Origin of the sequence: Sagittula stellata E-37 (genome assembly GCF_039724765.1) — a bacterium.
Taxonomy (GTDB): domain Bacteria; phylum Pseudomonadota; class Alphaproteobacteria; order Rhodobacterales; family Rhodobacteraceae; genus Sagittula; species Sagittula stellata.
In genome coordinates, this window is the sequence record NZ_CP155730.1 from 49,223 (window position 1) to 75,464 (window position 26,242).

The 26,242-nt window shown below is 64.3% G+C and carries 22 protein-coding genes and 1 pseudogene; 4 read left to right on the plus strand and 19 right to left on the minus strand.

The genetic code is table 11. From position 1 onward, the window contains the following. Positions 1-101: 101 nt before the first annotated feature. Both ABFK29_RS21690 and ABFK29_RS21695 read left to right on the plus strand, forming a co-directional pair. Positions 102-863, plus strand: a complete 762-nt coding sequence (locus tag ABFK29_RS21690) for an IclR family transcriptional regulator (RefSeq protein ID WP_005859389.1) — start codon at positions 102-104, stop codon at positions 861-863. A 113-nt stretch (positions 864-976) separates the two neighbouring features. Then, positions 977-2,578: an FAD-dependent monooxygenase gene (locus ABFK29_RS21695; protein WP_005859387.1), complete on the plus strand. Its 1,602-nt coding sequence runs from the start codon at positions 977-979 to the stop codon at positions 2,576-2,578. A gap of 38 nt (positions 2,579-2,616) precedes the next feature. Here ABFK29_RS21695 and ABFK29_RS21700 read toward each other — a convergent pair whose 3' ends face one another. The 7 genes from ABFK29_RS21700 to ABFK29_RS21730 all read right to left on the minus strand — a co-directional run bounded on the left by ABFK29_RS21700 (position 2,617) and on the right by ABFK29_RS21730 (position 10,933). Next, positions 2,617-3,591: a ketopantoate reductase family protein gene (locus ABFK29_RS21700; RefSeq protein WP_005859385.1), complete on the minus strand. Its 975-nt coding sequence runs from the start codon at positions 3,589-3,591 to the stop codon at positions 2,617-2,619. Then, on the minus strand, positions 3,588-4,769 hold the full coding sequence (locus ABFK29_RS21705) for an alpha-hydroxy acid oxidase (protein ID WP_005859383.1): 1,182 nt from the start codon (positions 4,767-4,769) through the stop codon (positions 3,588-3,590). The genes ABFK29_RS21700 and ABFK29_RS21705 overlap by 4 nt, the downstream gene beginning before the upstream one ends. Before the next feature lie 49 nt (positions 4,770-4,818). After that, positions 4,819-6,780, minus strand: coding sequence for a TRAP transporter permease (locus tag ABFK29_RS21710; RefSeq protein ID WP_005859381.1), 1,962 nt, complete (start codon positions 6,778-6,780; stop codon positions 4,819-4,821). 70 nt (positions 6,781-6,850) lie between these two features. Next, complete coding sequence (locus ABFK29_RS21715) at positions 6,851-7,795, minus strand: TAXI family TRAP transporter solute-binding subunit (RefSeq protein WP_005859379.1); 945 nt, start codon at positions 7,793-7,795, stop codon at positions 6,851-6,853. A gap of 381 nt (positions 7,796-8,176) precedes the next feature. Next, positions 8,177-9,625 carry an aldehyde dehydrogenase family protein gene (locus tag ABFK29_RS21720; RefSeq protein ID WP_005862055.1) on the minus strand — a complete coding sequence of 483 codons (1,449 nt, stop codon included), beginning with the start codon at positions 9,623-9,625 and terminating at the stop codon, positions 8,177-8,179. Beyond that, positions 9,625-10,641, minus strand: coding sequence for an amidohydrolase family protein (locus ABFK29_RS21725; protein ID WP_005862054.1), 1,017 nt, complete (start codon positions 10,639-10,641; stop codon positions 9,625-9,627). The genes ABFK29_RS21720 and ABFK29_RS21725 overlap by 1 nt, the downstream gene beginning before the upstream one ends. A 13-nt stretch (positions 10,642-10,654) precedes the next feature. Then, the gene (locus tag ABFK29_RS21730) at positions 10,655-10,933 is read right to left on the minus strand and encodes a hypothetical protein (protein WP_005862053.1); all 279 of its coding nucleotides are present in this window, start codon (positions 10,931-10,933) and stop codon (positions 10,655-10,657) included. A gap of 171 nt (positions 10,934-11,104) precedes the next feature. Here ABFK29_RS21730 and ABFK29_RS21735 point away from each other — a divergent pair, with 171 nt between their 5' ends. Further along, a complete protein-coding gene (locus tag ABFK29_RS21735; protein ID WP_005862052.1) occupies positions 11,105-12,847 on the plus strand; it encodes a thiamine pyrophosphate-requiring protein in 1,743 nt (580 codons plus the stop codon). A gap of 21 nt (positions 12,848-12,868) precedes the next feature. On the opposite strand, the pseudogene ABFK29_RS21740 reads toward ABFK29_RS21735, so the two are convergent. From ABFK29_RS21740 to ABFK29_RS21750, 3 genes and pseudogenes are all read right to left on the minus strand, one after another. Continuing rightward, a pseudogene (locus ABFK29_RS21740) lies at positions 12,869-13,062 on the minus strand (IS110 family transposase); the annotation flags it as partial. A 183-nt stretch (positions 13,063-13,245) separates the two neighbouring features. After that, positions 13,246-13,881 carry an SAM-dependent methyltransferase gene (locus ABFK29_RS21745; protein ID WP_005862050.1) on the minus strand — a complete coding sequence of 212 codons (636 nt, stop codon included), beginning with the start codon at positions 13,879-13,881 and terminating at the stop codon, positions 13,246-13,248. Further along, entirely contained in the window at positions 13,878-15,272 is a 1,395-nt protein-coding gene (locus ABFK29_RS21750; protein WP_347100629.1) for an MFS transporter, read from the minus strand. Before ABFK29_RS21750 ends, ABFK29_RS21745 begins: the two co-directional genes overlap by 4 nt. Before the next feature lie 102 nt (positions 15,273-15,374). On the opposite strand from ABFK29_RS21750, the gene ABFK29_RS21755 reads away from it, so the two are divergent. Next, positions 15,375-15,779, plus strand: coding sequence for an Rrf2 family transcriptional regulator (locus ABFK29_RS21755; RefSeq protein WP_040604932.1), 405 nt, complete (start codon positions 15,375-15,377; stop codon positions 15,777-15,779). 286 nt (positions 15,780-16,065) lie between these two features. Here the strand turns inward: ABFK29_RS21755 and ABFK29_RS21760 are convergent, their stop codons facing one another. The 9 genes from ABFK29_RS21760 to ABFK29_RS21800 form a co-directional block, all read right to left on the minus strand. Further along, positions 16,066-17,787 carry a BatD family protein gene (locus tag ABFK29_RS21760; protein ID WP_083803503.1) on the minus strand — a complete coding sequence of 574 codons (1,722 nt, stop codon included), beginning with the start codon at positions 17,785-17,787 and terminating at the stop codon, positions 16,066-16,068. A 26-nt stretch (positions 17,788-17,813) separates the two neighbouring features. Then, positions 17,814-19,916 (minus strand): VWA domain-containing protein, encoded by a 2,103-nt coding sequence (locus ABFK29_RS21765; protein WP_005862045.1) that lies wholly within the window; start codon positions 19,914-19,916, stop codon positions 17,814-17,816. Between the two features lie 3 nt (positions 19,917-19,919). Beyond that, complete coding sequence (locus ABFK29_RS21770) at positions 19,920-20,891, minus strand: vWA domain-containing protein (protein ID WP_005862044.1); 972 nt, start codon at positions 20,889-20,891, stop codon at positions 19,920-19,922. Beyond that, positions 20,888-21,331 (minus strand): DUF4381 domain-containing protein, encoded by a 444-nt coding sequence (locus ABFK29_RS21775; protein ID WP_005862043.1) that lies wholly within the window; start codon positions 21,329-21,331, stop codon positions 20,888-20,890. Before ABFK29_RS21775 ends, ABFK29_RS21770 begins: the two co-directional genes overlap by 4 nt. Positions 21,332-21,344: 13 nt before the next feature. Continuing rightward, positions 21,345-22,250, minus strand: a complete 906-nt coding sequence (locus ABFK29_RS21780) for a DUF58 domain-containing protein (protein WP_050772470.1) — start codon at positions 22,248-22,250, stop codon at positions 21,345-21,347. A gap of 16 nt (positions 22,251-22,266) precedes the next feature. After that, positions 22,267-23,253, minus strand: a complete 987-nt coding sequence (locus tag ABFK29_RS21785) for an AAA family ATPase (RefSeq protein ID WP_005862039.1) — start codon at positions 23,251-23,253, stop codon at positions 22,267-22,269. 67 nt (positions 23,254-23,320) lie between these two features. Beyond that, complete coding sequence (locus tag ABFK29_RS21790; RefSeq protein WP_005862037.1) at positions 23,321-23,971, minus strand: YfdX family protein; 651 nt, start codon at positions 23,969-23,971, stop codon at positions 23,321-23,323. 103 nt (positions 23,972-24,074) lie between these two features. Beyond that, positions 24,075-25,439 (minus strand): sensor histidine kinase, encoded by a 1,365-nt coding sequence (locus ABFK29_RS21795; RefSeq protein WP_005862036.1) that lies wholly within the window; start codon positions 25,437-25,439, stop codon positions 24,075-24,077. After that, complete coding sequence (locus ABFK29_RS21800) at positions 25,426-26,106, minus strand: response regulator transcription factor (protein WP_005862035.1); 681 nt, start codon at positions 26,104-26,106, stop codon at positions 25,426-25,428. The genes ABFK29_RS21795 and ABFK29_RS21800 overlap by 14 nt, the downstream gene beginning before the upstream one ends. Positions 26,107-26,242: the final 136 nt, after the last annotated feature.

A 26,242-nucleotide genomic window follows, 5' to 3' on the forward strand; every position in this document is an offset into this window, starting at 1 on the left:
CCGGGCGGGACGGGACATGTGGCGAATGTTGTGGCATTGCTTGTCGGGGGCGGTATCGTCTTTTTGCCCCGAATCCAAAGTCGGAATGCCGGGACCCGTGAATGAAACCTGCCACCAGCCTCGAACGCCTACTGTCGGTCCTCCAGCTGTTTTCGGAGGACCGGCTGGAATGGTCCCCCGAGGACATGATGGAGCGGTTGGGCTATGCCCGGCCGACACTCTATCGCTATCTCAAGATCCTTTCTGAAGCGGGGCTTCTGGTCTCACATCCGCATGTCGGCTACACGCTTGGTCCGAAGATCGTCGAGATGGACTACCTGCTGCGGCTGTCAGATCCACTGATCTGCGCCGCGCACCCGGTGCTCGACAGGCTCGCTGAAGAATTCCCGTGCACGGCGCTTATTGTACGTTGGTATGGGGATCGCATGCTCTGCGTCGACTCGGTGAACTCGCTGGCCGAACCCCTCAGCAGCTATCCGCGCGGCCGGCCCATGCCGCTCGGCCGCGGCGCCATCGCCCGCGCGATCCTTGCCTTCCTGCCCAAGGCGCAGGCGCTGCCGATCATCGAGACACATCTGCCGGACTGGCAATCGCTCGACATGGGCGACACGCCTGATGCCGTTTACAGCGCCCTGCGGGGCGTGCGGCGTGACGGAGCTTCTATGGCCTTCGGCGAAGTGACCCGAGGCGTCACCGGCACCGCCGCTCCTCTCTTCGATCTTGCGCGCAGCCCCTTGGGCGCTCTCTGTCTGACCCTGCGGCAGGAGGATGCCGCCGATGCCGAGACGCGGGCGAGGCTGCTAACCAGGGTTACCGAAGCCGCAGCCGAAATCGGCGCGAAACTGCGGACCCGACACGATTGAACCATCCTGGTGCCTACACCGCAGATTTTCACGAAATCTCACATTTCAAGAATCCTTGACCTCTCGTTTCTCGCCCGACATAAGCTTCAGGCAGACAGAAACGGGAGGACACTATGGAGCAGATCGCGCAGCAGGACGTCATCATCGTGGGGGGCGGTCCCGTGGGGAACGGTCTGGCCATTGACCTCGGCCAGAAGGGCCTGTCGGTCCTGGTGATCGAGAAATACGATAGCCCGCAGCCGATCCCGAAAGGTCAGAACCTGACCCAACGCACCATGGAGCACTTCGCCGCCTGGGGCGCGGAAGAGGCCCTTCGTGCGGCCAAGACCGTTCCGTCGGAGTTCGGCATTGGCGGTCTCACCGCCTATGGCACACTGCTGGGCGATTACAGCTATGACTGGCTGAAACGCGAACTGGTACGCCCGTATTACGCGGCCGACAACGAGCGCCTGCCGCAGTATGCAACGGAGGCCGTGCTGCGCGCCCGCGCTGCCGAGATCGGGACCTTGCGCATGGTGACTGGCCGCACCGTCGAGGACATCACAGAAGACGAGGACGGCGTCACGGTTACCGCTCGACGGCGCGACGGCAGCGGCACGGAGACACACCGTGCCGCGTGGTGCGTCGGCGCCGATGGCAGCCGCTCGGTCGTGCGCGAGAAGGCCGGACTGGGGCAGACCGTCTTCGACCACGACCGCTTGATGGTCTTGCTGGTGTTCCAGTCGGACGACCTGCACGAACGCCTGATCGAGCGCCACCCGGGCAAGTCCTTCGTCAACGTGCTCCACCCCGACCTCGAGGGGTACTGGCTGTTCTTCGGCCGCGTCGATCTCGAAGGAGAATTCTTCTTCCACGCCCCTGTGCCCGCCGGAGCCGACCCCGAAACCTTCGACTTCGAGGGCTTTGTACAGCGGGCCGTTGGCGCACCGGTCGACATTGAAATTCGACACCGCGGGTTCTGGGATTGCCGCGTCGCCATCGCGGAGAGCTATGGCCGGGGCAGGGTGTTCATCGCAGGCGATGCCGCGCACAACCACCCGCCTTACGGCGGCTACGGTATCAACAGCGGCTTTGAGGACTCGCGCAACCTTGGCTGGAAGCTGGCGGCAGTGCATCACGGTTGGGGAGGAGAAAATCTCTTGGCCACTTATGACGAGGAACGCCGCCCGGTTTTCTGGTCGACCGCCAAGGACTTCATCGAACGCTCCATCGAGGTGGACCGCGACTTCCTCGCCCGTTTCGACCCCGAGAAGGACCGCACGGCCTTCGAGGCCGAATGGACGGCGCGCGGCAGCGGCGCACAGACCGAAGTCGGAAGCTTCCAGCCCAACTACCGCGGGTCTTCTATCGTCGACGGTCCCCGTGACGGAACGGCTGATGCGGTCGCTCCCCACGCGTTCACCGCACGCCCCGGGTTTCACCTGGCGCCGCGAAAGCTGGACGGGCAAGCGACCTACTACGACAGCGCGACACAGGGCTTCACGCTGATCGCGGCGGAGCGGTCCGAAGAAACCATCGAGTTCGAACGGGCAGCCAAGGATTTGAACGTTCCGCTGGAGACGCTCCAAGCCGATCCCACAGGCGAATTCGCCGACTACGGCGCGCGCCTGATCCTGGTGAGACCGGACAGCTTTGTGGCCTGGGTAGGCGACAATCTGGGCGGGTCGTCTGCGGCGGATATCATGGCGCTGGCCACGGGCAGGGGGGCAGTCTGACCGGGGCGGCGCCGGGTCAGGACATCAGCCGCATGAGTTCATGAGGCTGATGCCCGTTTGCGGGCGGCGAATTCGAGGCCTTTGACCGCGCGGTAGACGCTGCGGCTGGCCTCTACCGGCACGCCAAGCCGGTCGCCCTCGCGGACGACGAAACCGGTCAGTTCCTCGATTTCGGTCGGCGCGCCACGGGCGATGTCGAGCGCCATAGAGCCGCAATGGCTCGACAGCGGCACCTCGCCGGAGCGCACCTTCTTGACGAAGCCCATCGGATCGAAGGCAAAGGTGCCCCCAAGTGCCTCGATGACGGCCGTGCCCTCCGCCGCCATGTCGTCTATCAGCGCCCTGACCTCCGGAACCTCGTAGCGCGCGCGGTTGTCGCCGCCGACGAGCGCGCCGACCGGATTCATGACCGCGTTGAACAGGAACTTCGACCACACCGCGCCCATCGGGTCGGGGATGACCTCGGCCTTCAGACCAGCAAGCGAGAAGGCCTCGGCCAGCGGCTGCAGGTCATGGGTCTCGACACGCACCGGGCCGAACCAGCTTGTCTGACCGCGGATCAGGTGCTCGACCTTCCCGGGCCCGAGATAGCGGCCGGCCTCCATGGTGACGCCGCGCCCGACGCGCGCGCCGGCAACCTGCATCAGCGTCTCGGCATTGCCCATGCCGTTTTGAAGCGTCAGGAGCACCGCTCCGTCGAGCGTCGGGCCGAGGGTCTCGATGACGGTCGCGGTGGCCCCGGACTTCACCATGAAAAGCGCTGCGTCGAAGCGGCGTCCGGCAAGTGCTGCCGCGTCGCTCGTCACTTCAAAGCGGAAAACACGTTCCTCGCCACCGGCCGCGATCCGCAGGCCATCCGACCGGATCGCGTCGAGATGGGTCTCATTCGCGTCGAAGCCCACCACTTCGGCCACCTCAGACAGGTGTCCGGCAAACAGGCTTCCCATAGCGCCGCAGCCGACCACCAGTATGCGAAGGCGGGCGCTTCCGGGGTTTTGCGATTCCGTGCTCATCGTGTTGTCTCCGTGTTGGGTCTGGAAAATTCGCGACCGAAGGTGCCGTCGAGAAAACGCGCATCGAGCGTCGCGATGTCGGGGCAGCCAAGAAGGGCGAGGTCGCGGTCGATCTCTTGCGAGAGCAGGTCGATGGCGTGGGCGACGCCCGCCTCGCCGGCGAGCGCTGCCGCATACAGGAACGGGCGGCCAAGGAAGACGAAGTCGGCCCCGAGCGCCAGCGCCTTCAGCACGTCGGTGCCGCGACGAAGGCCGCCGTCGATCATGACCGTCATGTCGCCAGCGACCGAGACGATGGACGGCAAAGCCTGCAGCGGCGCGACCGCACCGTCGAGCTGGCGTCCGCCGTGGTTTGAAACGATGACGCCGTCCGCGCCAGCCTGCCGGGCAGCGACCGCGTCGTCTGGCGCCAATATCCCCTTGACGATGAGCGGCCCGCTCCAGCGCTGACGCACCCAGGCGAGATCGTCCCAGGTGAGCCTCGCGCGCGAGGTATCCGGCGCCTGCGGGCCGGCGAGCATCGAGGCGCCGCGACTGGCGGAAAAGTTCTCGAAGTGCGGCACGCCGTGGCACCAGAGCGTGCGGGCCGCGGTAGAGACAAGCCAGTGCGGATGCATCAGACCATCGAGCAGCAGAGACGGTGTCAGTCGCAGCGGCACCGAGAAGCCGCTGCGCAGGTTCTGCTCGCGATTGGCCGGAACCGGCACGTCCGCCGTCACCACCAGGACCTCATAGCCCGCGTTGGCAACACGGTCGACAAGGGCGCCCATGCGCTCGCGGTCGGCAGGGAGGTATCCGGCGAACCAACCTGTTCCGGTGGCTTCCCGCACCCTTTCGAGCGGTGTCAGGGCTGCGGATGTCAGTATGAAGGGAACGCCCGCGGCTTGCGCGGCGCGGGCCATCGCCACGTCGGCGTCAAAGCCCATGAGCGCGGCGGCGCCCATCGGTGCAATACCGAAGGGCGCGGCGTGGCGCCGTCCAAACAGTTCCACCGCCTGCTGCCGCTTCCCGACGTCGCGCAGGGTGCGAGGCTTGAAGAAGATTTCGCCGTAGGATTGCCGGTTGGCGTTCAAGGAGCCGCTGGTCTCGCTGCCGCCCGCGATGAATCGGAAGAGGGGCCGAGGCAGCCGACGCGCTGCGGCTGCTTCCAGATCGTCGAGGGCGAAAATGCGGCGCATTGGCCGGCGCCACTGGGCTGCTCCGGGTCGCGCGTTGCCTGTTGCCACGTCAGGCCCCTCCTCCCGGCGCGACGGGGTCTGAGGTCTCGACGAAGCGGTTCGTCTTCGGCGCGGTGTACGCGGCCCAGCCAAGGACGACGGCGCCGAGCGCCAGGGCGACTACGTTGCTGACATAGGGGATGTCGATCAGCACGTGCACCGGCAGCACCGCCAAGAGGCCCGCGACCGCGAGGATCACCCGCTCGACCACCAGCAGCTTGCGGGAGAAGTAGCCCCGGATGCCGGCCGTCACAAATCCGACGCCGGCGAAGCTTGCCAGGGTATGCCAGACTATGATGCCGAACGGTGCCTGCATCACGAGGCCCGGCTCGAAGACGATCATGAATGGCACGAGATATGCGATCCAACCCATGCTGATCGCCTTCCAGCCGGTTTTCCATGCGTCCGCCTTGGCCAGTGAAGCGGCGGTGAAGCTCGCCAGCGCGACCGGCGGCGTGATCATCGAGAGCATGCCGTAATAAAGCAGGAACATGTGCGCGCTGATCGGGTCGATCCCCGCCTTGACGAGCGCCGGTCCGATCAGGCTTGCAAGCAACACGTAGACACCGACCGTCGGCATGCCCATCCCGAGTACGACGCTGACCAGTGCCGCGAAGAACAGGAGGATCAGCAGGTTGCCGGACGCAAGCTGGACAAGCACCAGGGTGAGCGAGAAGGCGAGCCCCGAGATGTTCAGAACGCCGATGACGAAACCCGCTGCGGCTGAGATGACGAGCACTTCGACAACCCCGTAGCCCGTGCTGCGCAGCATGTCGTAGAGGCCGAAAATGCCGGTGCGGCGGTTGCGATAGGGCAGGATCGTCGACAGGACGAGCAGTGAAGCGGCGCCCGCGAGGGCGGACAACTCCGGTCGCCAGTTCAGCCAGAACAAGGTGTAGATCAGGAGCACGAAAGGCACGATGAATTGCCAGCCGTCGCGCAGGACGGAGCGGACGCTTGGGATTTCGACGTCGTCCGGCAGGACGAGCTTCCTCTCGGCCGCATCGAGGTCGATGTAGAAGAAGATCGCGAAGTAGTAGAGCGCCGTCGGGATCACCGCCGCGAGCACCACGGTCGAGTACGGTACGCGAAGAAACTCGGCCATCAGGAAGGCTGCCGCGCCCATGATCGGCGGCGCGAGCTGGCCTCCGGTCGAGGCGAGCGCCTCTGTCGCCGCCGCCATGTGGGCCTTGTATCCTGCGCGCTTCATGAGAGGTATGGTGACCACGCCGGAGGCGACGACGTTCGCCACCGCGCTGCCCGACACGCTGCCGAACAGGAAGGAGGAGACGACCGCGATCTTGGCTGAGCCGCCGCGCGTGCGTCCGACCAGCGCCAGGGCCAGGTCGTTGAAGAAAGCCCCGCCTCCGCAGCGGGCGAGGATCGAGCCCATGAAGATGAAGGCGAACACGACCGTCGACGCCACCATCAGCGGCAGGCCTATCATCGCATTCGTGTCCATCGCCAGGTAGATGAAAAGCCGGTCGGGCAGGATCTGCCGCGACACGCCAAACGGCAGGAGATGGCCGACGAGCGCGTAGAGGATAAAGGCCACGATGATGATGGTCAGTCCAAGGCCCGTGACGCGGCGCACCGCCTCGACCATCAGCACCACGAGCAGAGCAGCGACGATCAGCCCGTCAACTGGCTTGTAGACGAGCTCGTAGACGAAGACGGGATAGCGGATCGCGACGTACCAGCACGCGGCGAATCCGATGAACGCGGCCAGTCGGTCAATCCAGACAAGGGGGCCGTGAAAGCGCGGGTTGGCGAGATAGACCAGCGGCAGCACGAAAGAGAGGATGACTGCGACGTATTGCTCGGTGAACGGCGCGAAACCGAGCCGTTGAGGCAGGTCGATCGCATAGAGCACCGCCGTGAGGGTCATCAGCGCCGCGAGAGCGTTTGCGACGGGGGCGTGTTGCCCTGCGTGCCCCTCTTCCGGGTCCGCGTGCGTGTTGGTGTCGGTCATGTCTTAATCCCAGGGCGATAAGGCGGCCACGGCGCTGCACCGTGGCCGATACGTTCGAGGAGGCCGGCAGTTACTGGCCCAGTTCCTCATAGGCCTTCTTCGCGCCGTCGTGATATTCGATCGGAAGGTCCTTGAGCATCTGGTCGGGATCGAAGGCATCAAAGCGTGCGAACGCGGCCGTAAGCTCGTCGGGGTGCTCGTGCATCACCTTGACCACAGCGGCGACATTCTCCTCCGGCACGTGGGCGCCGGCGAGCAGAACATAGTCGTAGGCAACGCTCGGCGTCGGTTCGCTGATGCCGACCAGGTCGGGCGCCGGCTCCACCATCGCCACATAGGCCGCTGGGATTTCGGCCTTCAGGCGCTTCTCGGCCTCGGCGTCTGTCGGGACCGGCAGGAAGCGAAGCGCACCGACCGAGGCCTCGACCTCGGCGATCTTGCTGCCGCCGATGGCGAAGAAGGCGGCATCGGCCTTGCCAGCAGAGAAATCGTCCATACCACGCACGACGGTCGGCACCATGACGGGGGTGAAGTCACCCTCTTTCACGTCACCGGTCGCCAGTATTGCGTCCACGACCTTCTTCAGCGTCACCTGGTTGGTAAAGCCATAGGCGATGCGCTTGCCCTTGAGGTCGGCGATCGTCTCTATGCCACTGTCTTCGCGCACGAAGAGGCCCACCCGAAACGGGAACAGCACTGAAACAGCCCGCAGGTTCTTGAGCTGGTGGCCTTCGAAGCCGGCCTCACCTGCCGCAGCCTGGCCAGATTCAATGACGTTGGCGATTCCAAAGTCGAGCTCCCCCGAGTCCACCAACGGCAGGTAGGCACTGGTGCCGCCGGAAGGCTGCACGATGGCGCCGATGTCGTGGGTCGACAGCACGCTGGCGATGGCGGAGCCGATTGAGTAGCCCAGATTACCTGGCGCCATCGTGCCGATGCCGAGTTGCTGGGCGTGCGCGGCAGTGCTGATCGACGCGGCGCAAAGCGCGCCCATGACAATTTTCGAGAGCTTCATTTTTTCCTCCTAGGGTGTTGTTCTTCTTCGGATTATGAGACGCTGCCTTCTTGCGGGCGGCTTGTTGCCAATGTGTCGGCGGATCCCCTCATGGCGAGTTCATTGCAACTTTGGCGTGCAGTTGCAGGCCAGTTCGGTTTCGGTAGAGAGAACTAGATTATACAATGTTCAACGCAGTTCAACATTGGATGCAAGCAGGCGGCGCATACTTCGGCCTCTCAGCCCCAAGCCTCCGATACTGCACTTGCAAAAGCATCTCGCCCTTCGGAACCGGCCATGGCGCGGCGTTTGACCACGGCGCGTGAACGCCAGCGCTGCGCAGGCGCATTCCGACGTGCCCTCGGCCAAGATGACGGCGTCATGCAGAGTTTTCATGACCGATCAGGCCGCGCCGCCAGGCAGCCCCTGCTCCATGTAGATATGCTTCGTTTCAAGAAATTCGTTCAGACCCTCGACGCCGTGCAAACGACCGAGGCCAGACTGTCCGAAGCCACCCGTTTCACCTTCCGGGAAAAGGCGGCTGTGGCAGTTGAGCCAGACGGTGCCCGCCCGGATCGCCCGCGAGAGCCGCATCGCCCGCTCCAGATCGCGCGTATGGACCGAAGCGGCGAGACCATAGGGCGTCGCATTGGCCTTGGCCACAGCCTCGGCTTCGTCGGCGAAGCGCTCGACGCTGACGAGTGGACCGAAGAGCTCTTCCTGCACGAGCGCGGATGACGTGTCCTCGATGCGGAAAAGCGAGGGCGAGACGAAGGCCCCTTTGCTGGTGCGGCCAAAGGGGTTGTCGCCTTTGAGCAGGAGCTCGCCCTCGTCGCCCGCCTGTTCGATAAGCCGGTGCAGCCGCGCCTCGTTGGCCTTGTCAATGAGCGATCCCATCTGGCTTTCGGCGCTAGCCCCAGGTCCTGTCTTCACGGCGCGAAAGGCCGCGGCGATGCGCTCGGAGAAGGCCGGGAGGACTGCGTCATGCACAAGGAAGCGTGTCGCGGCGACGCAGATCTGGCCGGCCATCATGGTCGCGGAGGCGGTCAGTTCCTTCACCGCGCGGTCGAGGTCGGCATCGTCGAAGACAACCGCCGGTGCCTTGCCGCCCAACTCCAGCCCCACGCGTTTCAGCGTGGGGGCCGCGCCCGCCATGATCCGCTGCCCGGTCGCGGAAGAGCCGGTAAAGCTGATCACGTCGATATCCGGCGAACTCACGAGCGCCTCTCCCACGTCCGATCCCGACTCGTTGACGGAATTGACCACGCCCTTGGCCAGCGCGGGACAATCCACGAGGCACTCCATGACCTTCTGGTGAATGAGCGGTGTCTGATGTGCGGGTTTGATCACGCAGGTGCAGCCTGCGGCCAGGGCCGGCCCGAGCGAGCGCACCAGCAGAGTCACCGGCGCGTTCCACGGCACGATGATCGCCGCGACGCCAGCCGCCTCGCGATGCATGATCGAGAAGCTGCCCGGCGTGGCCTCCAGCGTCCGCCCGAGGATCGCCCGAGCCAGACCGGCGTAATATCGGACCTCCGAGATCGAGCCCATCATCTCGCCGCGCGCCTCGGCCCGGAGCTTGCCGTTTTCAGCTACGATGAGCTCTGCCAGCTCCTCAAGCGCGGCCTCCAGCCTGTCGGCGAACTGAAACAGGGCATCCGCGCGCTGCCGAGGGGCCTGGGCCCAGGTCGTACCGAAAAAGGCCCGACGGGCGGCGGCGGCAGCCTGATGCGCCAATGCGGCATTGCCTGCGTGGTACTGGCCCAGAACCGCGCCCGAGGCGGGGTCGGTGCTGTCGCCAAGCGGACCCTCGGACAGCCATTCGCCGTCGATGTAATGACGCGCCAACATCACAGGTCCAGCCCCAGCAGGTTGCCGATATTGTCCTGATAGACCTTTTGGCGGGTCTCGTCCGTGAAGTCCTCGCTGTCGAGAATGCGAATGGTCTCGCGGATATATGCCGGCCCGCCTTCGGGATCGAAGGGCGCGTCCGAGGCAAAGACCACGCGATCCTCTCCGAAGAATTCCAGCGCGTGGCGGATCGCGGACTTCGAACCGAATGTCGCGGTATCCGCATAGAACTCCTTGAAATACTCTAGATGCGGACGCTTCAGCGCCTTGCGTACGGCGGCAAGATCCCGATCTGTGGTCCGCGCACCCATCTGGTCCCAGCCGGGACCGACACGGCCTTCGAAATAGGGGATCATGCCGCCCGCGTGGTGGGTGATGACCTTGAGGTTTTCCCAGCGGTCGAAGAACTGCGAGAAGACCATGCGCGCCATCGCCGCCGAGGTCTCGTAGGGCCAGCCGAACGTCCACCAGATCTCGTATTCCGACTGCGATTCAGAGGCATAGTCGGTCATGTTGGCGCCGCGCGCGGGGTGCAGCCAGACGGGCTTTTTCGCGCTGTTCATATACTCGAAGAACGGCGCGTAGTCGGGCAGGTCGACGGGCGTGCCTCCGATATTGGTGAAGATCTGGATGCCGACCGCGCCGAGATCCTCGATGGCGCGTTTGGCTTCCGCGACCATGCCATCGGGATGGCTCATTGGTGCCGTGGCGATGAATGCGGGGAAGCGGTCCGGGTATTTCTGGCACAGTTCGGCCATCGAATCCGACCCGATGCGCGAAAGCTCCAGAGCGGCCTCGGGCCCGACCATCTTTTCCAGCGGCGGCGAGGCCAGCGACAAAATCTGGCAATACTCCGGTCCGAATTCGTCCATCACCTGAAAACGGCGGTCGAGATCGGTCATCATCGGGACGTCCCCCGACCTTTTGGTGATGTCGCTCATCGTGCCGATATGGCCGATCAACGCGTCGAAAAAGGGCTTGGGCCAGATATGGTTGAAGGCATCGATTTTCTTCATGGGTCTTCTCCTGTCAGTCTCTGCCCGCGAACGCTTCGGTCCAGTCGCCTGCCAGATGGGCAAGGCGGGCCGAGGTTGCGGTGGCGGAGGATTTGATGGCGCGGCCGGGGTGCTCGTCGGCCCGATCTTTTGGCAGAGCGCGCAGCCCGTGTTCTTCGGCGGCAGAGGCCGTGTTGAGGGAGATCGAGCCCGGTTTCGATGGTGGGACACCCACGGTCTGCGCCTTGGCCACACGGTCGAAGGCCGCGCTAAGCGCAATGGCCAGGCCAAGGCCTGTCAATCCATCGGTCATGGTTCCCCTCCCCAAGGCCGATCCGCAATGCGTAACCGGAGTGAAATCCCGTTTTGTGAGATTTGACTACCTTTTTGCTTGTCATCACCGGCAGATCAAGCAAAAAGTCTCGTCAAAGATGCACTTTCTGCCGGCCCGAGGGCTGAGCCAAGGGACACGAGGGAGGGTCAGATGACTGCAATCAATGGAAAATCCGGCAGTTCGGACGCCGCAACTACGGCATCCAAGCGGAGCAGAACCGGGGCCGAGGCGCTTCTGACAGGTCTCAAGCGCGATGGAATCGACTTCATCTTCTCAAATAGTGGGACAGACCACCCTCCGATCATTGAAGCCTTTGCGGCGCTGCACCCCGACGAGCGCCCCGAGCCGGTCATCGTCCCGCATGAGACGGCAGGCGTCGCGATGGCGCATGGCTATTACCTCGCGACCGGCAGACCGCAGGCGGTGCTGGTGCATGTGAATGTGGGTTTGGCGAACTGTGTCATGGGAATGATCAACGCGGCATCCGACGACATTCCGCTGGTCATGATGTCCGGGCGCACCCCCCTGACCGAAACCGGGCGTCCCGGCGGGCGCGTCTCGCCGGTGCAATATGGGCAGGAGATGTATGACCAGACCGCTCTCGTGCGCGAGGTCGCCAAGTTCAGCTACGAAATGCGCTACCCCGAGCAGGGAGATCTGCTGCCCCGCCGCGCCATCGCTCTGGCGAAGAGCGCGCCCTCCGGTCCGGTCTATCTCAGCCTTCCGCGAGAGCCGTTGATGGAGGACGTGCCCGACCATATCGCACCGGCTCCGGTGCAGGAACCCGCCGCCGCCGGCCATCCCGCGCCAGAGGCCATCGCACGCGCCGTAAAGATGCTCCGCGCCGCAAAGTCGCCGGTCATCCTGTGCCAGCGCGGCGACCCGGAGGGACGTCTGGCGGTGGCTTTGGCCCGGCTGGCAGAAACGCACGGCATCGGGGTGGCCGAGACCTTCGTTGTTCGGAACGTCCTGCCCGGTTCACATCCCTGCCATCTGGGCCACGACCCCAAGGCGGCGATCGATGGCGCGGATCTGTTGCTTGTAATCGACGCTTCGGTGCCCTGGATCGAGGCTGCGCACCGCCCTGCGCCGGATGTGCCGGTGATCCAGATCGGCGCCGATCCCCTGTTCCGGCGTTTGCCGGTGCGCTCCTTCCGGACCGATCTTGCCTTGCAGGCCGATCCGGTCGCCGTGATCGAGGCGCTGTCAGAGGCCATGGGCGCGCCCGAACCCGCCGCCGCCGAACGCCTTGAGGCTCTGAAAGTCCGAACCGACGCGCGCCGCGCCCGCGCCCGCTCGGTGGCCGAGGCAGGGGTGAGCGAGCCGATGGCCAGCGAATGGCTCTCGCATTGCCTTTCCGAGATCATGGACGAGGACTCCATGCTGTTCTCTGAACTGGGGGCCGTGCCTGGGATGATGCAGATGAAAGGCCCGAACCAGCTGTTCAACAGCCCGCATTCGGGTGGGCTCGGATGGGGCCTGCCTGCCGCGCTGGGGGCGCAACTGGCGGATCGGGACCGGCTGGTGATCGCGGCCATCGGGGACGGGTCCTACATGTTTGCCAATCCGGTTGCCTGCCACCAGATCGCCGAGGCCCTCCAGCTGCCGATCCTGACGATCGTCAAGAACAACGGCATCTGGAACGCCGTCCGCCGCTCGGTCGTGGGCGCCTACCCGGACGGCGCGGCGGCCAAAGCCAACGAGATGCCGCTGACCTCGCTGCAACCGCAGCCCGATTTCTGCATGATCGCCGCCGCCAGCCGCGCCCATGTCGAGACAGTCAAGCACGGGCGCGACCTGAAAGCGGCGTTGGAGCGCGCCCTGAAGGTGATCCGCGAGGAAAAACGGCAAGTGCTGCTCGATGTGCGTGTGGCGCTCTCGGACAAGCACTGAAGCGATGGAGACTGATCGTCTGGGCGCCAGGGCGCAACCCGGTGTCCTGGCGCGTCGCTGAAGATTTGAGAGCACGCGTTGCCGATGTCTTTCGTCGTAAGCCACCGCCCCTGATCCTGATATGTCATGCCATGGCGAATGGCGTTGTGGAACAATACGGCGATCTTGCGCGCTGTCGCTGTGACCGCCTTCTGCTTGCCGAACCGGCTTGCCAGTTCGGCTGCCGTTTCCTCGCCTTTCAGGGCTTCCAGCGCGACCTTCGCCTTGAACTCAGGCGCATGCAGCTTGCGTTTCGACATCTCTGATCTCCTTCTCGTCGAAAATCAGCAGACTGCCAATCGTAGCTTATGTCAGTGTCCGGATTTCGGGGGGGTAGCTCACGTCCTGAGTTGAAACGCTTAACCGAATGGGCGTTCCAGGGCGGTAACACTGTCAAGGACCTGCGCAACCTGACCATCGGGACCGCGCGCGTCGCGCGGGTGGTCCGCGATCTCGATCATGTTCCAATCGAACAGCGCCAGGGCGTCAGCAACGTCCTGCGCCTTGGGGAACTGTATCTCCGGATCGCTCCAGGCCCAGGGGGCGAGGCTTCCGTGCCCTGCGATCAAAAGGAGTCCCCCCGGCGCAACGAGGGTCGCCGCAGCACGGAGCATGGCGGCCCGATCAAATTCCAGTGGCGTATGGGTGAACATCGAAAGGACAAGATCGAACGGGCCGTCCGGCAGTGACTTCGAAAGGTCATGACGCAGCCAGGTGACCCGCTCTGCGACCCCGGCCGTCTCGGCGTTGCGCCGAACAGTATCAAGGGCGGCCTGCGACACATCGACGGCAACAACCTTCCATCCGTTCCTCGCAAGCCAAATCGCATCATCGCCACGCCCGCAGCCAAGGTCCACGGCGCGGCCGGCAGGTCGACCCGCGATGAGGCGTTCCAGCGCCGCGGAGGGGCTTCCGCTGCTCGGTCGGGTCATCCCGGACCAATAGCGATCCCAGAAGCTTTCCGGCGTGTCGGTATCGAGGATGGTCGGTTTCATATGGTTTTCCTTCCGTGTTTGCGCAAGCTGTCGAGGCCGAGAAGCGCGAAGAGGATCATTGGATAAAGGCAGGCGGCAATCATGGCAGGGAGCGGATCACCGTTCGCCGATAGGCCGAAATAGATGCCAGAGACGATTGCGATACCCAGTGCCGCCCCGATCTGTTGAAACGCCTGCAACGCGCCCGAAGCGGCGCCGGAGTCTGCCGCAGCGGCCGTGGCCATCACGGACTGGAACAGGGCCACCACGACCGTTCCCATCCCGAACCCGCAGACAATGAGCGGGACAGTAAGGTGCCACGGCACAATGCCGGCTCCGATCTGCAACAGGACCAGAGCAGTCAGCACCATGCCCATCACAAGGAGTCCGGCGCCAACCCCGATCCGCCGAGGCAGCGGCCAATCTCGCAAGCGCGATGCGTTCATCGATGCCGCCATGACACCTACCGGAAACGCTGCCGTCGAAAGCCCGCTTTGCAGGGGCGTCAAGCCGAGGTTAGATTGCAGGTAGACCGTCAGCACCAGGAAGAAGCCTGGGATGCCGGAAAACACGAACACAACCCGGCAAAGGCCCTGCAGGAAGGATGCGTTTCGCAAGAGATTGGTGGGGATAAGCGACGTCCGGCCGCGCCGATCCCGCCTCAGCATGTGGCTTACGGTCAATCCCGCCAGCGGCAAGGATGCGATAAGAATTGCGATGATCGGCCATGGCCAGCCCATCGCGCGCCCCTCGACCAACGGCAGGACAAGGCAGACAGTCGTCAGCGCGGAGAGCGCCGTGCCGGTCCAGTCCGCCGCTTGCGTCACGCCTCGTTCCGCGGGCACCGTGAGCTTCGCGCCGATGATGGCCACGATCCCTAAGGGTACGTTCACAATGAAGATGGCGCGCCAGTCCAGGCCCCAAAGATCGAGCGCGATGAGCCCGCCTCCAAGAACCGGTCCGGCAACCGAGGCGAGGCTGGATACTGCCGCAAACAGGCCGAAAACACGGGTCTTCTCCTCTGGCGGAAAGGTTACGTTCAGGATGGCCAGCACTTGTGGCACCATCACCGCCGCTGACAGTCCCTGCACCAGACGTGCGCCGATCAGCATTGCGATGCTCAAAGCCCCTGCGCATGCAGCGGATGCGAGGGTGAAGCCGATCATCCCCCAGATGAAGAGGTGCTTGCGCCCCCAGCTGTCACCGAACCGGCCCATGGGCAGCAGCCCGACCGCCAGCGCCAGCACGTAGATCGCCGCCACCCATTCCAGCTGGGTCGGCGTGGCCGCCAGGTCAGACTGAATGCGCGGCAAGGCGACGATGACAATGGTGACGTCGAGCAGATTGATGAAACTGCCAAGGCAGAGGAACCCCATGGCAAGCCATCGAGTCCGCGGAGTGGGCGCGGTCATATCGGAACTCTGGTGTTTGGGTCGAATCTTTCGTAACATCGTTTGACACGTTACGGTCGAGACATCAAGTCTCGCATCATCAAAAGTATCATGAGAGGCTTCATGCGATCAGACAGCCGCCTTCCGCGCGTTCTTCATGCGCTGTTGCACTTAGCCGATATGGACCGCCCGGCGACGTCCGAGGAGATCGCGGCGATGCTGGGAACGAATGCCACTGTCGTGCGCCGCACCCTGGCAGGGCTGCGGGAGGCGGGGCTGCTTTCCTCCACCAAGGGACACGGCGGAGGATGGAGCCTGTCACGGCCTTTGACCGAGATATCTCTGTTGGATCTGTACAGCGCACTCGGCTCTCCGGAGCTTTTTGCGATCGCTCCTGACGAGGCCCAACCCGCATGCCTGCTGGCCCGAGCGGCAAACGCCGCCACCAATGACGCACTTCACGCGGCGCGGGAGGTTTTCGAAGAGCGTCTCAAGGCTCTCACCGTGGCAGAGATTGTCAGGCCATGAGGTAGCCTGAGCCACCATCCGAGGTCGAAGCGTCGCTCACTCCCCGGCCAACTCGGCTAGTCACAGGCAATTGCTGGGGAATGCCATGGCCGGGGCGGCTTTGGCCGCTTTGATCAAACACGGCAGGACGCTCTCCTCGACATCGAGATCCGGGCTGGCCTGAACAACGGCCACGCCGCCGTCCGGCACCAGCCTTATGGACCTGATCTTACCTTCGTGTTCATGAAACCGGCAGCGGGCCATCCAGCAAGCTGGCGGAAATGGAGCAAACGACAGGCGCTTGAGCCTAGGTGACATTCCGGGGATAGAGCGCCGGGAGGGTATCGGTCGATGTCCGCCGGAAAAGGCCTCCCTTGGAGGAGCGGCGAACCGAGAGCGTCTTCAACAGTTTGCGCAGATCCGTCGACACATGCGATTGCTCCGGCGCATAGGCCGCCCGATCAAGCTGCGCAAGCGCCGTGTCGATTTGCGTACGCTCCTGCGGATCGGACAGGGCCCGAAGCTCCAGAAGCCCTTGATAAAAGGCGCTCTGATCGCTTGCGCTTGCCGCATTCCTCAGTGTTTTCAGGACATGCGCCTTGTCGCGGCGCGAATTAATGTCGACAGGTCGGGACGTGCGCCGCCGGCGTCGAAAGAGGACCAGTCCGGTCCCAAAGGCGGCCAGAAACGCTAGCCCGCTCAGCCCAAGACTCACCGGGCCATACGACTGCGCGGATTGCGTTGGGACCGCGCGCGGCGCAACACTCTGCGTCGCCGCGGCGGGAACGGTCCCCTCAACGGAGATGGTCTGAGCGGGCAGCGTTGCAACCTTGGTCTCGCCAGAGGCCGTATCCAGCCAGTCCACGGCGATTTCCGGCAAGGTTACCTGCCCTCCGCGTGTCGGTACGACCGACAGGCTGAAATCGCGACGCGCGACGGTGCCCTCGGGGGTCTCGACCATGTCGGTGTCGACAGTGTCCATATAGATGCGCGCGCCGTCGGGATCTGCGAAACTCAGATTTGGCAGCTGCTCGGGCCGCGCCCCAAGCGCCAGCACACTGATCTTGCGGGTCACCGCCTCGCCTTCGCGGAAACTCGGGGTCTCGGGCTGCCAGACCTCGTGCAGCTCGACCGCCTTGGCCGGCAGGAACCAGTCGGACGTGCCGGCATTCGGATTGGCCAGCACATCCAGGGTCAGCGCATCCGAGCGGGCCACGAAGGGTTTGCCCGATTGAAACATCGAACCGAAGGGCGAGGTCATGCCGCCGGGACGACCCATACGCGCCATCATCTGATCCATCATGGCAAAGGGATCGCGCCCCCCGAACGGGCTGGAAACGGCGCTGCGCCGCCCGGCCCCGTCAGGGACCGTGCCTTTCAGCGTGAAGGCCGGAATTGTCAGCCCGCCGGTCGTGTCCGGGCGCAGCAGATAATCGCGTTCGATCACCGTGATCGGCTGGCCGTTGCGGGTGATCCGGCTCTGGCGGTCCTGACCGGTCTGGGTCAGCTCAAAATCGCCGGTGGGGGCGATCAGTTCTGCCGATTGCAGCGGCTGGGCCGTTTCGATCCGCACGGTCAGCGGGATTTCCTGGAACTGATAGTGATCGCCCTGATCAATCGTGGCGCTCAGGCTGATGCCCGTGGTGCCCTGCAACTTCGGCATTTGGCTGGCGTCCAGCACCTGAACCTGCAACGGATCGCTGGACAGGGCGCCTGCATGGATCGCCGGGATCGTCAGCGCGCCCGTACTTTGCGGGGCAAGGGTGACGATCCAGCTGACGGACTGGGACCTCTGCCCGTTGATAATCTGCGTTTGCGAGGACTGGGAGGTGCCGAGCACATCGAAATTCTGCGACAGGGGCGACAGGTCCGGAGCGGCGGTGGCCTGCTTTGCCGTCAGAACCAGCTGAAAGCTGTCCCCCTGTGCGACCTGACCGGTATTCACCTGCGCAGAGAGGCCCGCGGCCAAGGAGGCAGAGGCACTCAGGCAAAGGGCCGCCACCGCAACTGTTGTTCTCAAGAGTTTCATCGTTTTAACCCTTCTCTTCAGCAGCCTTAGCCGCCGCGCCGCAGAGTGGCGTAATGTTGACGAATGCGCGCCCTCAGCAGGCCCGACGGGTCGTCCGGCACGCGGCGCAATTGCTGCTCGATGGCCTGATCGACGGGCTGTGCGCCGGGGGCGGCCCCCTCGATCATCTCTTCGGGCTGCTGATCGGGATCGCCGAGCAGATCGGACAGCATCTGCGACAAGCCGCTTTCAGAGGGCTCTTCGGGCGCGGTCTCCTGACCGGCGGAGGCAGATTGCGGGTCTGCGGGTATCTCCGCCCCTTGTTGCTGGCTGGCGTCCTGGCCGGCCTCGGAGTCGGAGGTCCGCTGAGCGTCAGCTTGCTCTTGTCCGTCGGCTTGCGCCTGAGCCTTGGCCTGCTGCTGCTGGTCGCCCGATTGCTGATCCTGTCCCTGAGCCTGCTTCTGGTCTCCGGACTGTTGATCCTGCGCCCCAGCCTGTTGCTGCTGGTCGCCCGCCTGTTGATCTTCTCCGTCGGCCTGTTGCTGGCCTTCGGATTGTTGCTGCTGCGCGCCGGACTGCTGATCCTGGCCATCGGCCTGCTGTTGATCTTGCTGGCCGCCGCCCTGGCTTTGGTCTTGCGCCTGATCCTGCCCGGACTGACCTTGATCCTGTTGGCTTTCACCGCCGGATTGCTGTTGGTCAGCGGACTGCTGCTGATCATTCTGTTGCTGTTGCTGTTGCTGTTGCTGTTGCTGTTGCTGTTGCTGTTGCTGTTGCTGTTGCTGGTCTTGCTTCAAAAGCTCCGCCACAAGATCGCGGTTGAACTGCGCGTCGGCGTCCTCGGGATCGCGGGCCAGAGCCTCGTCATAAGCCGCAAGCGCCTGTTCGAATTCGCCGGATTTGGCAAGGGCATTGCCCCGGTTGAACGGCGATGCCATCAGATCGGCAGCGGTCTTGAAATCGCCCTCGCGATAGGCCGCGGCGCCTTTCCACGCGGGGTTTTCGAAATCGGCAGCTGCCTCGCCGTAGTCTTCGGCCTGGAACGCCGCCCGGCCTTGCTGATCCGGGGTCGCCCAAAGATCGTCCCAGGGGCTGGCCTGCGCCGCGCCGGGTTGCAGCGCAAGTCCGACACCGATCAGGGCCAGCGAAAAGACAAGCCCGCGCCGAAAGGCAAAGGGCAGCAACAGCACCGGCACAAGCAGCAGCAGATAGCCCATGTCCACATGCCGCTCTGCAAACATGTCCTGCGCATCGCCCGGCGCTGTCACCGCGCGCTGCGGCAGCAGACGGTCCAGATCGGCGCCGCCCGCCGTGATCATCGAAAAGGCGCCGCCCCCGGCCTTGGCCACGGCCTGAAGATCCGTGCGGGCTAGCGCCGTCATGAAGGTCTGCCCGTCCTTCCCGGCAATGGCGCGACCATCGGCGGTTTGCAGCACGGCGCCGTCCTCGGTGCCCGCGCCAAGAACCGAAACGGTAAAGCCGTCGCGGGCCGCGGATTTTGCCGCGGCGATGCTGGCGTCCACATCGTTGCCCGCGTCGTCCGCCATGACGATGATGTCGCCGCGCGGCGCACCGGCGCGTGTCATCATCGCGTGGGCCTCGTCGATCGCCAGATCGAGCCTGTTGCCCAGAACGGGCATCAGCGAGGTCGACAATTCGGGCAGCATCTGTTCGATGATCTTGGGATCGCTGGTCAGGGGGGCTGCCACGAAGGGCGCGTCGGCATAGATCACCAGACCGCGCTCGTCGCCCTGCGTGCGGTCCAGAATATCGCGCAGCTTGTGCACCGACCGGGTCAGGCGCGAGGGCGTCAGATCGTCCGCGTTCATGCTCTGGGCCAGGCTCAGGACAGTGACCACGGGGGTTCCGCCCTCGAAACTCGGCACGTCGCGCTCCTGCCATGTCGGGCCAGCCAGCCCGATGATGGTGGCGGCGATCATCGCGGCTGCCGCCAGCGGAACCTCCCGCGACGGTTTGGCCGAGGCCCCGCTGATGGCAAGATGCTTGAGCAGATGCGCATCCACCAGCTTGCTCCATTCACCGGCTTGGCCCCGACCGCGACGGCGCAGCACCATCGCCCCAAGAAGGATTGCGGGCACGAAAGCCCAAAGCCAGTCGGGCCGCAGGAATTGAAAATCGGCAAGGCTCATGGGTCAGGCTCCTTGTCTTGTCCGGCCCAGCGAGGTCGGAATAAGGGAGAACAAAGCGAGCAGCGCAGAGAGCAGCAGCGCGGCGCCAGCGGGCCAGTAATAAAGGTCGATCTCGGGGCGCAGGTGGATCGGATCGCCGGCCACCGGTTCCAGCCGGTCGATGGCCCGGTAGATCTGGGCCAGGCCCTGCACATCGGTTGCGCGGAAATAGGCCCCGCCCGTGGCGTCCGCGATCTGGCGCAGCGTGCGTTCATCGAGATCGCGCGAGCGCGCGGACCCCACGCCGATGGTGTAGATGCGAATGCCCAGCTTCGCGGCCAGGTCGGCGGCCTTGTCTGGCGACATCACGCCTTCGTTGTTGGCCCCGTCTGTGAGCAGGACAAGCACGCGCCCGTCTTCGGGGCGATCCTTCAGCCGTTTCACCGAAACCGCAATGGCATCGCCAATGGCGGTCTTCTGGCCCGTCAGACCCACCTGAGCCTGATCGAGAAGCTTGCGCACCGCTTCGCGGTCAAAGGTCAGAGGCGCCTGAAGATAGGCCCGGTCTGAAAAGAGCACGAGCCCCAGCCGGTCGCCGTCGCGGCGCGAGATGAAATCATCCGCCGTCTCCTTGACGATGCTCAACCGGGTCGCGGGGCGTCCGCCCACGGCAAAGTCGCGCTCTTCCATCGACCCGGACAGGTCGATCGCCATCATGATGTCGCGCCCTTCGACAGGCAGCGGCATTTCGGGGCCGACCAGGGCCGGACGGGCCAGCGCCGTGGCAAGCAGAATCCAGACCAGCGTGAGCGTGGCCAGCTTGAGAAGATTGGGTTTGCCCCCGGTTTGCCCGGCGCCGGCACGGGCGCGCAGGGCCTCGAAGAACGGCACTTTCAACGCACCGGCCAGACCGGGATCGACGGGCTTCAGAAAGCGCCAGGCCAGATAGGGCAGGGGCAAGAGAAGAAAGGCCAGCGGCCATAAAAAGGTGATCATGTCTGCCTCCGGATCCAGTGGGCCGCGGCGTGGCGCAGGTCATCTGTCGGCGCATCGGCGCCGCGCGGGGCATAGGTCGCCTCGGCCAGATAGGTGGCGAGGTCAGGCCGCAGGCCCTTGCCGGTCAGATACTCGGCCCAACGCGGGCCGCTCAGTTGCGCGGCAAAGGCGTCTTTTCGGCGGGCCACCCGGCGCAACAGAACCGAGACAGCCGTGGCAAAGGCCTGCGGATCGTCGCCCGGGATCGCGGCCAGTTCGCGCAGGGCGCGGGCGCGCGCGGTCTGTTTCCGCCACCGGACATAGACGATCCCTGACAGGATCGCTGCGCAGAGCAAGGCAAGGGCCAGCCACCAGCCATAGGCCAGCGGCCACCAGCTTATCGGGTCAGGCAGGCGAATGTCGCGCAATTGCGCAAGCTGCGCTTCTGTTTCGGGCGTCATCGTCCGCTCCTCCCTATTTTGAAATCAGCCGGGGTTTCGATGGGTTGAGGATCGCCTTGGGGTCGTCGCCCGTGTGCAGGTGATGCAGGGCCATCCGGCTTTTGCGGCACAGGGTCTCCAGCCGCGCGTGACGCTCGGCAAAGGCCTTGGCGTAGTCCTGCACGTCCCGCCGCCCGAGCGAGGCAAGCGACAGGCCCCCGGTGCCATCGCTGATGCGGCCACCGCCGGGGGGCAGCATCTCATCGAGCGGGTCGGTGATCTCGATTGCGGTGACTTGGGCGCTATGCCCCAGATGGCGCAGCTCGCGTGCCGTGAGATCGTCGAAGTCGTTGAAATCGCTGATGACAAAGGCCAATGTGCCGGGCTTGCAGCTGCGCCGCAGCCGGCGCAGACCCGCGGCCAGCATCACTTCATGGCCGGTCGCATGCTCTGGCTCTGTCTCTTCGCTGATCTTTTCGAGAAACCGCAGAACCGACTTTCGGGTGCGCCCGGCGCGAAAATCCATCAGCCCGTCGCGCGACAGGATGAGCCCACCAACCCGGTCGCCGCCATCATGTCCGACCCAGGCCAGCATGGCCGCGACCTCGGCCGCCAGATGCGACTTGAACCGGACGCGGGTGCCGAACTGCATCATGGCCCGCATGTCCACGAGGATATAGACAGGGCGCTCGCGCTCTTCCTGAAACAGCTTGGTATGCGCGGTGCCGGTACGGGCGGTCACGCGCCAGTCGATGGCACGGACGTCGTCACCGGGCTGATAGGCGCGGGCCTCGGAAAACTCCATCCCGCGCCCGCGAAACACCGACGCATTGGTGCCCCAGCCATGGGTGGATACCCGGCCTCCGGGGGCGAACCCGGTTTGGTGGCGCGGCGGGCGCGCGCGCAAAAGCTCGGGAACGGTTGCAACGACACCAGACATGGTTTTTCCCTCCAAATCAGGCCACAGGGACCCGCTCGATCAGCGCGTCGATGAAGGAATCGGGGGTTTTGCCGTCGGCTTCGGCCTCGTAGCTGAGGATCACGCGGTGGCGCAGCACGTCGTGCAGAACCGCCTGAACATCCGACGGGGTGGCAAATGCAGCGCCGCGCATCCAGGCATGCACGCGGGCGCATCGGTCAAGCGCGATGGTCGCTCGAGGGCTCGCGCCGTAAGCGATCATCTCGGCCAGATCCTCGCCATAGACCTTGGGATGCCGCGTCGCCTGGATGATCTGGATGAGGTATTCCGTCAGCGCATCCGAGGCGTAGACAGTCATCGCCTGCTTGCGCGCGGCCAGGATCTCGGCGGTCGCGATCATTCGGGCGGGGGCGGGCGCGTCCCCCGCCACTTCGCCGCGCACGATCTTCAGGATCTCGCGTTCGGCATCCACCGACGGGTAGTCGATGTTCACATGCAGCAGGAACCGGTCAAGCTGCGCTTCGGGCAACGGATAGGTGCCTTCCTGTTCGATCGGGTTCTGGGTGGCCATGACCATGAAGAGGTCAGGCAGCTGATAGGTTGTCCCGCCCACGGTGACCTGTCGTTCGGCCATCGCCTCAAGCAAGGCCGACTGCACCTTGGCGGGGGCGCGGTTGATCTCGTCGGCGAGGATCAGGTTGTGAAAGAGCGGCCCCCTCTGAAAGGCGAAAGTCCCCTCTTCGGGGCGGTAGATGTCGGTGCCGGTCAAATCGCTGGGCAAGAGGTCGGGGGTGAACTGGATGCGCCTTGCATCGCAGTCGATGGTGCTGGCCAGCGCGTTCACGGCCTTGGTCTTGGCCAGACCCGGCGCCCCTTCCAGCAGGACATGCCCGTCGGCGAACAAGGCCAGCAGCAGTCGATCGACAAAACGCTCCTGACCGACAATGCGCGCCGTCATATGGTCCTTGAGGTACGAGACCAGATCGTTCTGGCCTGTGGTTTCCATTTGGGTGATCTGGTTCATCCGAAAGTCTCCTGCAGGTGCGCGGCCGGCGCTGACGTGCAACGCAGACCGCACCCTCCCCAAGCTGTTAACCTTGTTGAATATCGCTCATGGCATAGCCCTGCGCGGGCAGCGCGTCGGGGGCAAAGGATGCCACGTGGACAGAGGCGAGGATGGCATCGAGCGACGCTGTGGCCTGATCCACCTGGCCCGCATCCAGATCGGCGGCGGCCTGTGTCAGGCTGTCCACGGTCGGGGTGTAAGGCAGCAGCGCGATCTCGGCGACCAGATCCACACCGGCATCGGTCAGCGTGCTGATCACCTCGTTGATATTGCCGTCCGCCATCAGGGTCTGAGCCTTGGCGAACGCGGCCTCATGTACTTCGGTCGGGGTGAACCCCTTGGCGAGGGTCAGGCCCGTGTCGATGGGCAGGCTGAAACCCTTGTCGGTTTTCATCATCACCGTGCCGTCCTGATCCCCGAACAGGCCATTCACGTCCGCAAGTATTTTCTTGGCAACATCGGTCTGGCCCTGGCCAATCGCGGCTTTCGCGTATTGGACACCGGCCAGCACGTTGCGCGCGGTCCCCGAGACGGTGACGTCTTTGGCGGTGACGACCTCTTGCTGCGCACTGGGCGCGGCGGTGGCGTCGGTCCCGGCGGATGCCATGGACACCAGAGCGGTGGAGCCCATTATGGCGATGAGGCCGGTGGCGACGAGTTTGTTGGCGGTTTTCATCTTGATCTCCTTGCGAGAGCAGGGATTGCTCTGATGACGAAGAGATGGACCACCAGTCTCAATTGGGCTTGGGGGAATTCTTAATTTCTCTTGAAGTACGGGGTCAGACCGGCCCCGACGGGTCCTTTACGCCTTGAAAGGTCAGGGAAACTAGGAATCCGGGATCAAGGTTCTTTATCGAAATCAAGGCATTGTGCCTCTCTGCCACGGCTTTGACCAAGGCCAGCCCAAGCCCGGACCCTTCCGTGGAGCGCGCGGAATCCGCGCGTGTAAAAGGCTCTAGCAGCCGCTCCGGATCCTGATCCGGCACGCCCGGACCGGTGTCGCGCACCTCGATCCTGCCCTCGGAGAGCACAATCCTGATCTGCGCGTTCTCCCCCGCATAGGTCACGGCGTTCTTGACGATGTTCACCAGGGCCTGCTGCACCATCCCCTTGTCGGCGAAAATGGCGGCGGGGTGTGTCGTTTCCAGCGTCAGGCTTTGGCCGTGCTGCTCGGCCAGCGGGGTCAGGAACTCGATTGTTTTTGCTGCAATCGCATCGAGATCGACCATCTCGAACCCGGAGTGGTCGCGCGTTGCGCGAATGCGGGAAATCCGCAGGACTGCCTCGAATATGCCGTTGAGCTCTTCGGTTTCCTGCAAGGCCGCTTCGATATGCGGCAAGGGGTCCCGACCCTCCAGACTGGCATCGGCGGCGGCATGCAGCGCGTATTGCACATGGCTCAGCGGCGTCTTGAGGTCGTGCGCAATGGCCGCGGCGGTGGCTTTCATACTGCCAACCGCCCGTTCCAGAAGGTCAAGGTTCTGGTTGACCCGGATCGACACCTGATCGAACTGATCGTTGCGGTTCAGGACGGGAAGGCGCGCGGACATGTTGCCTTCGCCCACGTCACGCAAGGCCGCGCCCATCTGATCCAGCCGTTGCAGAGACATCCGGCTGGCCCAAAGCCCCAGGCACAGGATGGTCAGGGTGATCACGGCGGCAAAACCGGACAGCCCGACGATCAGACGTGCACGGGCCGTCCTGACCGGTGCATCGTTGCGCCCGACAACCAGGGTTCTTTCGTCGATCCTGCGGACATGCACGACATAGCCGCCGGGCAACGCCTGTGCCGTGAACCGGTCGAGTGTCACCCGCCGCGTGCCAAGAAAATCGGGCCTGACCGAAATCGGGCCGATCAAAGACGTCCCGTCGGCGCCGAGGAAACTGGCAAACCGGTCGGAGGTCTCCGTCGTCTGCGCTGTCACACGCATGGTTTCGATCAGCCCGGCCTCGCCGGTTTCGGCGTAGATTTCCGACAGGAGCACGGCCTCGGATTCCGCCTGAGCGGCCAGTTCCGCGATCAGGGAGGAGTCGACGGCTTTGACCAGGAAGAAACCTGCGACGGCGCAGATCGTCAAAAACACCAGGCTTGACCACAGGGCTGCCTTGTACGGCAGGCCGGACGTCAGGCTAGTGAGGCGCACGGATCGTGTATCCCATGTTGCGTACCGTATGAATCAAGGCCACGTCGAAGGGCTTGTCGACTTTCTGCCGCAACTTGCTGACATGCGTTTCCACCACGGTGGTGCCGGGATCGAAGTTGAAATCCCAGATCTTTTCGAGAATGAGGGTCCGGCTGAAGATGCGGCCGGGATTTTCCATGAACAGCTGCAAAAGGGAGAACTCTTTCCCGAGCAGGTCGATATTCCGGCCTTGCCGCTGCGCCTGGCGGGTCAAAAGGTTCAGTTTCAGATCGTGAACGACCAGTTCCGTCGGTTCCTGGGTCGACTGTTTCGGCCTGCGTCCCAGCACCGTTATCCGCGCCAGAAGTTCCGACAGGTGAAACGGCTTGACAAGATAGTCATCGCCGCCGGCCATCAGGCCGTCGACACGGTCATCGACATCCGAAAGGGCCGTCAGAAAGATGACCGGCAGGTTTGACTTGGCGGCGCGTAACGCTTTGACAAGCGACAGCCCATCCATGCCGGGCATCATCCGATCCACGATGGCCAGATCCGCGTCGTTGTAGAGGCAATAGGTCAGCGCCTCGCGGCCGTCGGCCACCCAATCCACGACGAATCCCTGTTCCTTCAAGCCCTTGCAAATGTAGTCTGCGGACTTCGGGTCGTCTTCTGCGAGCAAGATCTTCATGCGCGCTACGTTAGATAAGGGCGCGAAATCGGAAAAGTGGAAAAGGCGTATTGGAGCGCGTGATCTCGACAATGAGTACAAGGGTCCGGCGCGTCAGGCCGTTTTGCCGGTCACGCCAGCCATAGCGAAACCTCCC

Coding starts and splice junctions, on each gene's coding strand:
- ABFK29_RS21760 (WP_083803503.1), bottom strand. CDS start 17,787: ATGAAACTCTTGAGAACAACAGTTGCGGTGGCGGCCCTTTGCCTGAGT.
- ABFK29_RS21770 (WP_005862044.1), bottom strand. CDS start 20,891: ATGATCACCTTTTTATGGCCGCTGGCCTTTCTTCTCTTGCCCCTGCCC.
- ABFK29_RS21750 (WP_347100629.1), bottom strand. CDS start 15,272: ATGACCGCGCCCACTCCGCGGACTCGATGGCTTGCCATGGGGTTCCTC.
- ABFK29_RS21715 (WP_005859379.1), bottom strand. CDS start 7,795: ATGAAGCTCTCGAAAATTGTCATGGGCGCGCTTTGCGCCGCGTCGATC.
- ABFK29_RS21785 (WP_005862039.1), bottom strand. CDS start 23,253: ATGAACCAGATCACCCAAATGGAAACCACAGGCCAGAACGATCTGGTC.
- ABFK29_RS21700 (WP_005859385.1), bottom strand. CDS start 3,591: ATGAGCACGGAATCGCAAAACCCCGGAAGCGCCCGCCTTCGCATACTG.
- ABFK29_RS21695 (WP_005859387.1), top strand. CDS start 977: ATGGAGCAGATCGCGCAGCAGGACGTCATCATCGTGGGGGGCGGTCCC.
- ABFK29_RS21720 (WP_005862055.1), bottom strand. CDS start 9,625: ATGTTGGCGCGTCATTACATCGACGGCGAATGGCTGTCCGAGGGTCCG.
- ABFK29_RS21775 (WP_005862043.1), bottom strand. CDS start 21,331: ATGACGCCCGAAACAGAAGCGCAGCTTGCGCAATTGCGCGACATTCGC.
- ABFK29_RS21745 (WP_005862050.1), bottom strand. CDS start 13,881: ATGAAACCGACCATCCTCGATACCGACACGCCGGAAAGCTTCTGGGAT.
- ABFK29_RS21755 (WP_040604932.1), top strand. CDS start 15,375: ATGCGATCAGACAGCCGCCTTCCGCGCGTTCTTCATGCGCTGTTGCAC.
- ABFK29_RS21780 (WP_050772470.1), bottom strand. CDS start 22,250: ATGTCTGGTGTCGTTGCAACCGTTCCCGAGCTTTTGCGCGCGCGCCCG.
- ABFK29_RS21725 (WP_005862054.1), bottom strand. CDS start 10,641: ATGAAGAAAATCGATGCCTTCAACCATATCTGGCCCAAGCCCTTTTTC.
- ABFK29_RS21735 (WP_005862052.1), top strand. CDS start 11,105: ATGACTGCAATCAATGGAAAATCCGGCAGTTCGGACGCCGCAACTACG.
- ABFK29_RS21790 (WP_005862037.1), bottom strand. CDS start 23,971: ATGAAAACCGCCAACAAACTCGTCGCCACCGGCCTCATCGCCATAATG.
- ABFK29_RS21690 (WP_005859389.1), top strand. CDS start 102: ATGAAACCTGCCACCAGCCTCGAACGCCTACTGTCGGTCCTCCAGCTG.
- ABFK29_RS21705 (WP_005859383.1), bottom strand. CDS start 4,769: ATGCGCCGCATTTTCGCCCTCGACGATCTGGAAGCAGCCGCAGCGCGT.
- ABFK29_RS21710 (WP_005859381.1), bottom strand. CDS start 6,780: ATGACCGACACCAACACGCACGCGGACCCGGAAGAGGGGCACGCAGGG.
- ABFK29_RS21765 (WP_005862045.1), bottom strand. CDS start 19,916: ATGAGCCTTGCCGATTTTCAATTCCTGCGGCCCGACTGGCTTTGGGCT.
- ABFK29_RS21730 (WP_005862053.1), bottom strand. CDS start 10,933: ATGACCGATGGATTGACAGGCCTTGGCCTGGCCATTGCGCTTAGCGCG.
- ABFK29_RS21800 (WP_005862035.1), bottom strand. CDS start 26,106: ATGAAGATCTTGCTCGCAGAAGACGACCCGAAGTCCGCAGACTACATT.